The sequence below is a fragment of the Corynebacterium ureicelerivorans genome, assembly GCF_000747315.1.
Classification (GTDB): domain Bacteria; phylum Actinomycetota; class Actinomycetes; order Mycobacteriales; family Mycobacteriaceae; genus Corynebacterium; species Corynebacterium mucifaciens.
On record NZ_CP009215.1, the window covers coordinates 1015370 to 1026903 of the forward strand.

At 63.3% G+C, this 11534-nt stretch carries 9 protein-coding genes and 1 pseudogene; 5 read left to right on the forward strand and 5 right to left on the reverse strand.

The genetic code is table 11. The features are described 5' to 3' along the window. Positions 1-8 precede the first annotated feature (8 nt). Together nadC and nadA are read right to left on the reverse strand one after the other, a co-directional pair. The gene (gene nadC, locus CUREI_RS05140; RefSeq protein ID WP_051952218.1) at positions 9-884 is read right to left on the reverse strand and encodes a carboxylating nicotinate-nucleotide diphosphorylase; all 876 of its coding nucleotides are present in this window, start codon (positions 882-884) and stop codon (positions 9-11) included. Between the two features lie 6 nt (positions 885-890). Next, positions 891-1844: a quinolinate synthase NadA gene (nadA, locus tag CUREI_RS05145; RefSeq protein ID WP_038611193.1), complete on the reverse strand. Its 954-nt coding sequence runs from the start codon at positions 1842-1844 to the stop codon at positions 891-893. 152 nt (positions 1845-1996) lie between these two features. Between nadA and CUREI_RS05150 the strand changes: the two genes are divergently transcribed. From CUREI_RS05150 to CUREI_RS11960, 4 genes and pseudogenes are all read left to right on the forward strand, one after another. Beyond that, entirely contained in the window at positions 1997-2983 is a 987-nt protein-coding gene (locus CUREI_RS05150) for a bile acid:sodium symporter family protein (protein ID WP_038611196.1), read from the forward strand. 28 nt (positions 2984-3011) lie between these two features. Next, positions 3012-4535: an Asp-tRNA(Asn)/Glu-tRNA(Gln) amidotransferase subunit GatB gene (gene gatB, locus CUREI_RS05155; protein ID WP_407919153.1), complete on the forward strand. Its 1524-nt coding sequence runs from the start codon at positions 3012-3014 to the stop codon at positions 4533-4535. Between the two features lie 115 nt (positions 4536-4650). Then, positions 4651-5091, forward strand: a pseudogene (locus CUREI_RS12620) (transposase); the annotation flags it as partial. A 111-nt stretch (positions 5092-5202) separates the two neighbouring features. Next, a complete protein-coding gene (locus CUREI_RS11960; RefSeq protein WP_236627276.1) occupies positions 5203-6318 on the forward strand; it encodes an IS30 family transposase in 1116 nt (371 codons plus the stop codon). Positions 6319-6480: 162 nt separating this feature from the next. On the opposite strand, the gene CUREI_RS05165 is transcribed toward CUREI_RS11960, so the two are convergent. After that, positions 6481-7884, reverse strand: coding sequence for a YkvI family membrane protein (locus tag CUREI_RS05165; RefSeq protein WP_038611203.1), 1404 nt, complete (start codon positions 7882-7884; stop codon positions 6481-6483). A gap of 181 nt (positions 7885-8065) precedes the next feature. Between CUREI_RS05165 and CUREI_RS05170 the strand changes: the two genes are divergently transcribed. Further along, on the forward strand, positions 8066-8908 hold the full coding sequence (locus CUREI_RS05170; protein WP_038611205.1) for a DoxX family protein: 843 nt from the start codon (positions 8066-8068) through the stop codon (positions 8906-8908). On the opposite strand, the gene ilvD is transcribed toward CUREI_RS05170, so the two are convergent. Next, positions 8909-10747, reverse strand: a complete 1839-nt coding sequence (gene ilvD, locus CUREI_RS05175; RefSeq protein WP_038611208.1) for a dihydroxy-acid dehydratase — start codon at positions 10745-10747, stop codon at positions 8909-8911. Positions 10748-10751: 4 nt separating this feature from the next. Beyond that, the gene (locus CUREI_RS05180) at positions 10752-11300 is read right to left on the reverse strand and encodes a PH domain-containing protein (RefSeq protein ID WP_038611210.1); all 549 of its coding nucleotides are present in this window, start codon (positions 11298-11300) and stop codon (positions 10752-10754) included. Between the last annotated feature and the right edge of the window lie 234 nt (positions 11301-11534).

An 11534-nucleotide genomic window follows, 5' to 3' on the forward strand; every position in this document is an offset into this window, starting at 1 on the left:
CGCCGAGGTCAGGGCAGCGCGTCGAGACCAATATCCAGGATGGTCACCGAGTGTGTAAGCGCGCCGACGGCGAGGAAGTCAACGCCCGTGTCCGCGTAAGCGCGGGCGCAATCAAGCGTCAAGCCCCCCGAAGATTCGAGCATCGTCGCTGGAGACAGGGCATCTCGCCGGGCGACGGCCACCCGCGTATCTTCCACCCCGAAATTGTCCAACATGACCAGATTCGGCTTCATTTCCAGGACCTCGGTGAGCTGGTCTAGGTCATCTACTTCGACCTCAAGGGGGAGGTCTGGGAATGCTTTGGCCGTGCGTCGATATGCGTCGGCTGCGCTACCGACGCTCGCGACGTGGTTGTCCTTGATCAGTGCCGCGTCACCCAGACTCATGCGGTGGTTGATACCTCCGCCGCAACGCACGGCGTACTTTGCCAAATCGCGGTAGCCGGGAAGCGTTTTTCGGGAATCCCTCACCCGCGCCCGGGTACCGGAAATAACCTCCGTCCACGCAGAAGTCCCGGTCGCGATGCCGCTGGCGTAGGTGAGCAGATTCAATGCAGTCCGCTCCGCCGACAAAATGACGCGCGCCGGGCCGGACACCGTAGCAAGACAGTCACCGGCCGTCACTCGATCGCCGTCGGCGGCGTGCACAGACACGTCGACGGCGGGGGAAATCTCGCGCATAGTCCATCCCACAACGTCGAGTCCCGCGACGGTCCCGTCCTGGCGGGGGACCACCTGCGCAGTAAGAACTGCGTCCATGTTGATTGTCGCCTCGGATGTGGCGTCGGGGCCATGAGCGAAGTCCTCCGCGAGACCGAGACGGATGAGTCGTAGTGTGGCCTCCTTATTCAGCGGGGAGTGGGTCGGCTGAGCAGGCGTTGTCATCGGTGTCTACTCACCGCTTCCCGGTGTGCCGATGGCGATCATCCGCTCCAATGACTGGCGCGCCTTTGCGGCGACGTCCTCGGGCACGGTTATCTCGTCGCGGAGATCCCGCAGGCTGCGAACCAGCTTTTCTGGGGTGATCATCTTCATGTACCGGCAACTCGCCTGGGGGTTCACCGGTTGGAAATCCGCCAGCGGAGCCCGCTGTCGCAGCTGGTGTAGCATTCCCACCTCGGTGGCTACCAGCACAGTTCCTTCTGTGTCGCGGTCTGCTTGGTCGAGCATCCCGCCGGTGGAGAGCATGTGCACACGCTCCGGCTCGATGACCCCCTCGCCAGCGAGGAAGATCGCGGAATTCGCACAACCGCATTCTGGGTGGATGTACAGCGGCGCATCGGGGTGCGCCGCCGCTTGCTCCGCAAGCTCCTTGCCGTTGATTCCCGCGTGGACGTGGCATTCGCCCGCCCAGATACGGATGTTCTCGCGGCCGGTCAGGCGCTTCACATGGGCGCCGAGGAACTGGTCGGGGCAAAAGAGGATCTCACGGTCCGGATCGATGGAATTCACCACCTCAACGGCGTTCGAGGAGGTGCAGCAGACGTCCGTAAGGGCCTTTACTTCGGCGGTGGTATTCACATAACTGACGACGACCGCACCAGGGTGCTCGTCCTTCCATTCTTGAAGTTGCTCAGCGGTGATGGAGTCCGCCAGCGAGCATCCAGCATTTTGGTCCGGGATGAGCACCGTTTTGTCGGGGCTGAGGATCTTGGCGCTTTCCGCCATAAAGTGCACACCGCAGAACACGATCACGTCTGCGTCGGTGTCGGCGGCGATACGAGATAGCGCGAGTGAATCGCCGGTGAAGTCGGCGATGTCCTGGATCTCCGGAATTTGGTAATTATGCGCCAGAATGACGGCGTTTCGTTCGCGCTTAAGTTCGCGCACTTCATCGGTCCACATACGCCCAATGTAATCCGGGGCGCCCGCTGGATAGTCTGCTTTAGCCGATAAAATGCACGACCGGCTGGCCTGCTCCCGCCGGTGATTCATCGTGAGCATCAACGCCGTAGGCCAGGGCTACGTATTGCCATGCGGGCATTACAGTTCACAGTATGGAATCAGAACAGTTCGCACGAACCGCACATGCGGAAGAACGTTCAGCGTTCGTCGCTACGCTCGGCTTCCCGCTCCTCGTCATCGCGGGCGGCGCGATCGGATTCGCCGCGCCGGGAGTGGTCGAGCCTATTTCGGGCTGGACCACGTGGCTGCTCGGCCTCGTCATGTTTGGCATGGGGCTCACCCTGACCGGCAAGGACTTTGTTTTTATCGCCTCTACGCCACTGCCCGTCGTTATCGGCGTGATCGCGCAGTTTGTCATCATGCCGCTCGCCGCGGTCGCGCTGGCCTGGGTGCTACGTTTGCCTCCTGAGGTCGCTGCCGGCGTAATTCTCGTCGGCTGCGCGCCCGGCGGGACATCCTCGAATGTCGTCTCCTATCTCGCCCGCGGCGATGTAGCCCTGTCGGTGACGATGACATCGGTTTCCACGCTGCTCGCCCCGATTTTCACCCCGCTGCTCACACTTTGGCTGGCCGGTGAGCACATGGACGTCAGCGCAGGCCCAATGGCGTGGTCGATCGTGAAAATGGTGATCCTGCCCGTCGGCCTCGGCCTGCTGGTGCGCCTGGCCGCGCCGCGCCTTGTGGCGGCCGTTGTGCCGGTGCTGCCGTGGGTCTCGGTCATCGCGATCGCAATCATCGTCGCCATTGTCGTGGCCGGTAGCCGTGACAAACTCGCCCAGGCCGGCCCCGTCGTCTTACTCGTGGTCGTGCTCCACAACGCCATTGGTTACGCGTTGGGCTACGCCACTGGCAAGGCTACGGGCCAGACAGAACAGTCCTCGCGCACAATGGCCGTAGAGGTGGGCATGCAAAACTCCGGTCTGGCCACCACGCTCGCCGCCAGTTACCTAAGCCCGCTCGCCGCCCTTCCAGGCGCGGTGTTCTCCGTTTGGCACAACATCTCCGGGGCTGTCCTGGCGCTCATTTTCCGGGCGCGCGATCGTCGATCGCAGGAGGCGCCAGAGCAGCTGGAACGGTAGCCAGAGCTATGCGCCAAGCGCGGGACTGATGGCACTACACTTAGCAACCATGACTGCCTACGACCTGATGGATTACAACGAGGTACTGGAAAAGTACGACCCCGTGATGGGCCTCGAGGTGCACGTCGAGCTGGCCACCGAGACAAAGATGTTTTCCACCTCCTCCGCCCACTTCGGCGCGGAGCCGAACACGAACATCGACCCGGTCTCGCTGGGGCTCCCGGGCGCGCTGCCCGTGGTTAACGCCAAAGGTGTGGAGTGGGCCATCAAAATTGGCTTGGCGCTCAACTGCAAGATCGCTGAATCCTCGCGCTTTGCCCGCAAGAATTACTTCTATCCGGACCAGCCGAAGAACTACCAGATCTCCCAGTACGACGAGCCGATCGCCTACGACGGCTACCTCGATGTCGTGCTCGAGGACGGCACCGAGTGGCGCGTGGAGATCGAGCGCGCGCACATGGAGGAGGACACCGGCAAGCTGACCCACCTGGGCTCCGCTTCCGGCCGCATCACCGGAGCGACCGCGTCGCTGGTTGACTGCAACCGCGCCGGCATCCCGTTGATCGAGATCGTGACCAAGCCGATCACCGGCGCCGGCGAGCGCGCACCCGAGGTAGCCAAGGCCTACGTGGGTGCGCTGCGCGAGCTGGTCAAGGCCCTCGGCGTCTCCGACGCGCGCATGGACCAGGGCAGCATGCGTTGCGACGCGAACGTGTCCCTGCGCCCGATCGGGCAGGAGGCATTCGGCACCCGCACCGAGACGAAGAACATCAACTCGCTGAAGTCCGTTGAACAGGCCGTGCGCTTCGAGATGCAGCGCCAGGCCGCCGTCCTGGCGGACGGTGGGGAGATCGTGCAGGAGACCCGCCACTATCAAGAGAAGGACGGCACCACCTCGAAGGGCCGCCCAAAGGAAGAGGCCTCGGATTACCGCTACTTCAACGACCCGGACCTGCCGCCGGTCATTGCCAAGCCGGAGTGGGTCGAAGAGATCCGGCAAACGCTGCCGGAGCTGCCGTGGGTGCGACGCGCCCGCATTCAAAAGGAGTGGCAGCTGCCGGAAAAGGAGTTCCGCGACCTGGTCAACGCCGGCGCCCTGGACCTCATCGTGGACACCGTCGAGGCCGGCGCCACGCCCGACGAGGCCCGCGCGTGGTGGGTCTCTTACATTAACGGCAAGGCCAACGAAGCTGGCACGGACCTTGACGCGCTTGGGGTGACCCCCGCGGACGTTGCTCGCGTGGTGGAGCTGGTCAAGGACGGCAAGTTGACCACCAAGTTGGGCCGCCAGGCTATCGACGGCGTGATCGCCGGCGAGGGCACCGTCGACGAGGTCGTTGCAGCCCGCGGCCTCGAGGTCGTGCGCGACGATGGTGCGATTGAGAAGGCCGTCGACGAGACGCTGGCCGCGAACCCGGACATCGTGGAAAAGTACCGCGCCGGCAACACAAAGGTCACCGGGGCGATCGTTGGTGCTGTGATGAAGGCGACGCAGGGCAAGGCGGATCCGGGCCAGGTCAACCAGCTCATCGCGAAGAAGCTCGCGGAGTAGGTACCGCCCCGAAGAAGGCGCCCGCCGGGGCTCGGTTTTAAAAGGTGAAAGGCGGATGGTGAATACCCTCGGAGTTGTCAGTGGGTGAATGCGCCACCACGACCGGGAGGTTGTTATGGCTCATCGTTGGACTCCGAAAGATACCAAGGCCGCTGCGGTGGCGCGGGTGGTTGCAGGCGACGACGTCAGCGAGATCGCCCGCGATGCCGGTGTGAAATTCCAGACCGTGTACAGATGGGTCAAACAAGCCGGTGCTGTCGCGCCGACGAAGGCGTTAGCGCGTGAGCGCGACCAGCGCCTCGATGACGCGGTGGCGTTAGTGACCTCGGGGATGTCGGTGCCGGATGCCGCTGCGGCGTTGGGGATGTCACCGGGTGCGTTGTACCCGCGGTTGGCGAAAGCCGGTGTGGTTACCGAATTGCAGCGAAAGCCCCGCATCACCCCGCAGCAGAAAGCTGATGCGGTCGAGCGAGTAATGGCTGGTGAGCAGGTTGATTCAGTTGCTGCGGCATTCGATCGGTCGGCTAACACGGTATTTCGCTGGGTGCGGCAAGCACGCCAGGTGAAAGCGGTGAAACACCGTGATGGGCCTCAGCGCGCGGACACGCCGGAGGCGTGCGCGTCAAAGGCCTCTGCACACAGCACAGTTGATGGCGTGCCAGCACCAATGAAAACGCGAGCAGGCAGTGTGCCTGCCGACTATGCCGAGGACTGTGTGAACGTAGGCCGCGGGGTCCGGCTGTCGTTTGAAGACCGCCTGACGATCCAGCACGGGTGCAGCCAGGGCCGTTCAGCGAGACAGATCGCAACGCTTCTGGGGCGCCACCATAGCGTGATCAGCCGGGAAATTGCCCGCAACGGGTGGAAAGTTGCCGGCGATGACGGCGAGGTCACGGTGTACTACAACGCCCGGCGTGCCGGCGTGGGTGCCAAGGCGCGTGCGTGTCGGCCGAAGGTACGCAAGCTCGACGACAACCCGCAGCTTCGCGCTGTGGTGGTGGCCTGTCTTGCCCGCCGGTGGTCGCCCGGGCGCATCAGTGTGTGGCTTAAGCACGCTTTCGCCGATGATGAAACCATGCGCATTTCTCACGAAGCGATCTACAGTGCCTTGTACATCCAGGGCAAAGGCAGCCTGCGCGCCGAGCTTGAAGCGGTGATGAAGACCCAAGACGTGCTCATCCGCGGCGGGAAGCGGCGCAAAGCCCGCCCCCGCCCCCGCAACGCCGGTGTGTTAACCGGTAAGCCGTGGGTCAAAGGCGCTGAGATCACCAAGCGCAGCCCGGAGGCCGACGACCGGGCGGTGCCTGGGCACTGGGAAGGCGATCTTGTCATCGGCAAGGGCGGCAAAAGCGCGCTGATTACCCTGGTCGAGCGCACCAGCCGATACACCCTGCTTGGCCATCTGCCCACCGAGCACACATCGATGACGGTGATCGAAACGATCCAGCACATGATCAAAGACCTCAACGCTGAGCAGTTGAAAACCATCACCTGGGACCAAGGCGTAGAGATGGCTGAAACCGCACGTGTGCGCATCAAGGACGGCTGCGAGGTGTACTTTTGCGATCCGCACTCGCCGTGGCAGCGGCCGACGAACGAAAACACCAACGGTGAGATCCGGCGCCGCTTCTACAAAAAAGGCACCGACTTCGCCACCGTCACACCTGAGCATGTCGCTTGGGTACAAAACGAACTCAACGACACACCCCGACAAGTCCTCGGCGGGGCGACACCACGTGAGATACTCGAGCAACTATTCAAACGTGGCGCATTAACCACTTGATCCCGCCCTCGTTTGAGGCGGGGATTCACCATCCGCCTTTCACCATGTGTGGCTGAAACGGCGAGTTACGCGTCTAGCCCGTACGGCAGTACCCCCAATGCGCGACAACGCCCCGGCCAAATTGCGTTGGCTGGGGCGGAGCAGACGTCGTAAAGCGAATGCTTATTTGTTGTCGGGCTCGACGGCGGGGAACTCGCCGGTCTTGTACATCTCCTCGTAGGACTCCCAGTGGATCGAGTCGCCCGGGGTTGCGGGAGCGCCATCGTAGGCTTTGGATTCTGGGTTGAGGGCGGGGACGTCCTTGAGGTCAAATTCGCTGGAGGAGTCTGCGTGCAGGTCGGCGGCGACCTCTTCCTGCACGGACTGCCACAGTTCCTGGTCGTCGACGTGCGAGTTGGAGGCGAGCTCGTCCACTTCGGCGCGTTCGGCGCGGGTCAGGTCGTCAGAGGCCGGGTTCAGCTGCGTCTCGGCCAGCTCGGCGAGGCGCTCGCGGCGGCCCGTCTCGTCCTGGATGTTCTCGCGGTCGCGGAACCACGCGACACCCATGACAATGGCAAGGACCAAGCCGAGGTAGCCCAGCACCGGGTAGACCCAGCCGACCAGGTCTGCGAAGCCGATGAACGACAGCGCGAACCCGATGAGCACGACAACGGCGTAGTAGGGGCGGAATTTCCCGGGCTTGTCGTGGCTCAGGCGGCGGCTCAGGGCGTAGAAGAGCCCGACGGCTGTGTTGTAGATCATTAGGTAGATGACGATCGACACGAACACGCCCACGGTCGGGTGCATGTTGTCGAACACCTTAAGCAGCGGCAGGTCGGAGCCCATGACGTGCTCCATGTTCATGAACAGCACGAACGTGAGGATGAGCAGCAGAACCGCGAACATGATGCCGCCGAGGAGGCCGCCCTTTCCGGCCTGGGCCGGGTTCATGTGGGAGCCGGCGAAGACGAGCATCATGGAGGTGTCCATGATCATCACCAGCGTGGCGTAGTTCAGCGCGGTGATCAGCCAGTTGTCGAAGGTGCCGGAGGCGTGCGGGTTGGTCTGCGCGATCTCGTTGATCCGGCCGACGTTATCCGGCATGTCGGTGAGCGTGATCACGAACGCGGCGAGCAGGCAGATGATAAGCAGCGGCGTGATAAAGGAGATCACGCTGGTTAGCTTGTCCACGTCCAGCAGACCGGACAGGAGCAGCAGCACCACCATGATGGCGGACCCGACCCAGGTAGGCAGGCCGAACTGCTGCTCGAGGTTCGCGCCGGCGCCGGCCACCATGACAAAGCCTATGCAGAACAGCGTGAACATGGTGGTGATGTCCATGTACTTCGCTATCCACGGGCGCGAGACGCTCTTGAACACCGCGCTGTGGTCATCCGCCAAGTAGTACGAGCCCAGCTGGTAGACCCAGCCACTGAACACGGCGATGGTGATACCGGCGATGGCGGCACCCACAATGCCCCAGTAGCCGAAGGACAAGAAGTACTGGATCACCTCCTGGCCCGATGCGAAGCCCGCGCCGACGGTGAGGCCCACCAGCGCTAGGGCGACTTTGAATGTTTTACCCATAATGATCCTCAATAGATGTAACAGCGAAAAGAGCGGTCACGACGGTAACAGCAATACGGGGCCAGTGCTAACCGACGTCCACAGGTTTCCGCTGCCAACACCGCAGCGCACGACGGTGCAATTCGTTCACGATCGGCGCGTTACCAAGGAATAGGCAGGTGTTTCGCATAGATTGTTGGGCATGGCTACTAACCCCCGCGATCTCACGCCCCACGAACAACAGGACCTGAGCAACTTGGATACCCCGGACGTGCCGGAGTACTCCGGTGACACCAACGGCGCCACCGACGGCCTGTACGCCCGTGCCGGTAAGGCCGCCCCGACCGAGATCTTCCCGCGCAGCGAGCAGAACACCGGCCCGTTGATTCCGGACGCCCCGGCAGATACGGAGACGTTTCAAGCGCCGACGGAAACAGTGGCGGTGGATCGTGAGCCGGCCTACGCGGTGGATGCCACCGAGCCCGTTTACACGGAGCCCGTGGAAACTGTCGTAGCAACGGAAGACGCTCGCCGCGGCACCACAGATTTCGGTTTGTTCTTGCTGCGCCTCGCGTTGGGCGCGTTTCTAATCATCGATTCGATTGGCACGTTCTTCCGCCTCGGCGGCAACGAGGGAATTTCCGGCCTGGAATCCGCGTACGCCAACTACCCCTACGGGGACGCGTTGGCCGTAATGGTGCCCACCCTTGAGCTCGCGGCAGGCGTGTTCCTGGTGCTCGGCCTGCTCACACCAGTGGCAGCGCTCGTCGCGATCGCGGTGACCGGGTTCACGGCCCTGCATGCCTTCGACACCCAGACGGATGGCTTCAACGTCTTTGCGTGGTCACCGGAAACGTGGGTGCCGATCATGCTGCTTGCTGCGTCCCTCGCCGTGCAGTTCACCGGCCCGGGCCGTTACGGTGTTGACGCCTCCCGTGGCTGGGCGAAGCGACCGCTGGCCTCGAGCTGGATCTGCGCCCTGATCGGCCTGGTGGCGGCCGGGCTGATCTGGTGGTTCGGCACCGAGATCAACCCGTTCGCCTAATTAATCAACCTGGCGCACCGCGCCCTTGTCGGCGCTGGTGGCCATTTTTGCGTACGCGCGCAAGGCTTTCGACACCTCACGGACGCGGTTCGGCGTCCACGGGTTGTCGGAAGCTTCCATCGCTTCGCGGCGCTTGCGCAGCTCCGCCTCGTCCACATCCAGTTTCAGCTCGCGGTTGGAAACCGAGATGGCGATGGTGTCGCCGTTCTCAATCAGCCCGATCAAGCCTCCAGCGGCAGCTTCGGGGGAGATGTGGCCGATGGACAGGCCTGACGTGCCGCCGGAGAAGCGGCCGTCGGTGATCAAGGCGCATTTCTTGCCCAAGCCAGCTCCCTTGAGGAACGAGGTGGGGTGGAGCATCTCCTGCATGCCCGGACCACCTGCGGGTCCTTCGTAGCGGATCACCACGACCTCGCCTTCGAGCACCTCGCGGTTGAGGATCATGGATACCGCCTGCTCCTGGGAATCCACCACGCGGGCAGGCCCGGAAAACTCCCACAGGCCTTCTTCCACGCCGGCGGTCTTCAAGATCGCGCCGTCCGGGGCGAGGTTGCCACGAAGCACCACGAGGCCGCCGTCGGACGTGAAGGGGTGCTCGACGTCGTGGATCACGCCGTTGTGGGCGTCTGTGTCCAAGTCGGACCACCGAGCGCTCTGGGAGAACGCCTTCGTGGTGCGCTGCCCGCCGGGTGCGGCGTGGTACAGCTCCACGGCCTCGTCGGTGGCGCTGCCACCGCGGATGTCCCAGTCGGCGAGCCACTCGTTGAGCGACGGGTACGCGATGGAGTGCACGTCTTCGTGCAGGAGGCCTGCCCGGTTGAGCTCGCCCAGGATTGCCGGGATGCCGCCGGCTCGGTGAACGTCTTCAACGTGGGCGTCGCCGTTGGGCGCGACCTTGGACAGGCACGGGATCTGGTGCGACAGCTCGTCGATGTCAGAAAGGTCGAAATCGATCTCGCCCTCCTGGGCGGCGGCGAGGATGTGCAGGATAGTGTTGGTGGATCCGCCCATCGCCATGTCCAGCGACATCGCGTTGCGGAAGGCGCGCTCGTTTGCCACATTGCGCGGCAGGACGGATTCGTCGCCCTGACCGTAGTAGCGATCGCAGAGCTCCATGATGGTGCGGCCGGCCTTTTCAAACAGGTCACGCCGCGCGGTGTGGGTGGCCAGGGTGGTGCCGTTGCCGGGCAGCGACAGGCCGAGCGCTTCCGTCAGGCAGTTCATGGAGTTCGCGGTGAACATGCCGGAGCACGACCCGCAGGTGGGGCAGGCGTTGTTGGCGATGCTGTCCAGCTCGGCATCCGTGACATCGTCGTTGGCGGACAGCGAGATTGCATCGATGAGGTCGGACTTCGGCTTAGTCACCCCACCGACCGAAAACGCCTTGCCGGCCTCCATTGGGCCGCCGGAGACGAACACGGCCGGGATGTTCAGGCGCATCGCGGCGTTGAGCATGCCCGGGGTGATCTTGTCGCAGTTGGAGATGCACACCATCGCGTCCACGGTATGGGCGTTGACCATGTACTCGACGCTGTCGGTGATGATCTCGCGCGAGGGGAGGGAATAGAGCATTCCGGAGTGGCCCATGGCAATGCCGTCGTCGACAGCGATGGTGTTGAACTCTTTGGGGACGCCGCCGGCAGCGCGCACGGCCTCGGCGACGATGTCGCCCACCTCCTTCAGGTGGACGTGGCCGGGCACGAACTGCGTGTAGGAGTTCACGATGGCCACGATGGGCTTGCCAAACTCGTTTTCGCCGGTGCCGGTTGCGCGCCACAGGGCGCGAGCGCCTGCGGCCTGACGGCCGACGGTGGTGACGCGTGAGCGAAGCGGAATCACGGTGTTACTCCTTCGTATCGGGTTTGGTCTCAGATGCAGCAGGGCGCGGGCCTGGCAGGTCTGGGTGGGCGGCGACATATTCGTCGTACTCTTCGCGGCTGAGCAGCACCTTGTTGCCTCCCTTATCGATGATCTCGTACTTGCCGTCCGCAGCTTCGCGGGCTGCGGTGATGGCATCGGTAATACGGCCGTTTGACGCCTCGGCGAGATCCGGCAGAGAGTTAAACGTCACGCCGGGCAGCGGGTGCTCCGCGCCACTCGCCGTCACAGCGCTCACGGACATGCCTGTGAACGAAAGCCCGGAAAGATCCCGCCACGGTAACGTGACGTTTTTGCGGAAGAGGTACTTCGCGGTGATGCCGCGGTCGTCGACGGTGGTGGAGGATGCTAGGACCCACGCCAGCCAGAGAGCGGGAAAAATGAGCAGCCACGCCAGGTACTTCGGCGCCCAGAGGATGCCCATGAGCGCGATACCGGTTGCAATCACGATGGCGAGGATGTGTTCTCTCGTCGGTCTGAAAACGTGCGGGTTGCGTTCCGGCGTGCCAGTCATAGTTGGCGATGGTAGTCACCTTTGGGGCGTCGATAGGAAATGCCCCAACATTCGCGTGAATAAAAACCCGCGCGACACCACCACGGGAAGTAATCTTTTCCACGTGATCAACGAGCGACTTGTAATTATCGTATCCCGACGGCGCTTGCCGTAGCGGGTGCGTTTTACTACGCCGCTCACAGAACAAGCGCCCTCGAGAGCTCGACGCTCGTCGGGGGCTTTTCTTGTTCGAGA

Coding starts and splice junctions, on each gene's coding strand:
- CUREI_RS05165 (WP_038611203.1), bottom strand. CDS start 7,884: ATGGGTAAAACATTCAAAGTCGCCCTAGCGCTGGTGGGCCTCACCGTC.
- CUREI_RS11960 (WP_236627276.1), top strand. CDS start 5,203: ATGAAAACGCGAGCAGGCAGTGTGCCTGCCGACTATGCCGAGGACTGT.
- nadC (WP_051952218.1), bottom strand. CDS start 884: ATGACAACGCCTGCTCAGCCGACCCACTCCCCGCTGAATAAGGAGGCC.
- nadA (WP_038611193.1), bottom strand. CDS start 1,844: ATGTGGACCGATGAAGTGCGCGAACTTAAGCGCGAACGAAACGCCGTC.
- gatB (WP_407919153.1), top strand. CDS start 3,012: ATGGCACTACACTTAGCAACCATGACTGCCTACGACCTGATGGATTAC.
- CUREI_RS05150 (WP_038611196.1), top strand. CDS start 1,997: ATGGAATCAGAACAGTTCGCACGAACCGCACATGCGGAAGAACGTTCA.
- CUREI_RS05170 (WP_038611205.1), top strand. CDS start 8,066: ATGGCTACTAACCCCCGCGATCTCACGCCCCACGAACAACAGGACCTG.
- CUREI_RS05180 (WP_038611210.1), bottom strand. CDS start 11,300: ATGACTGGCACGCCGGAACGCAACCCGCACGTTTTCAGACCGACGAGA.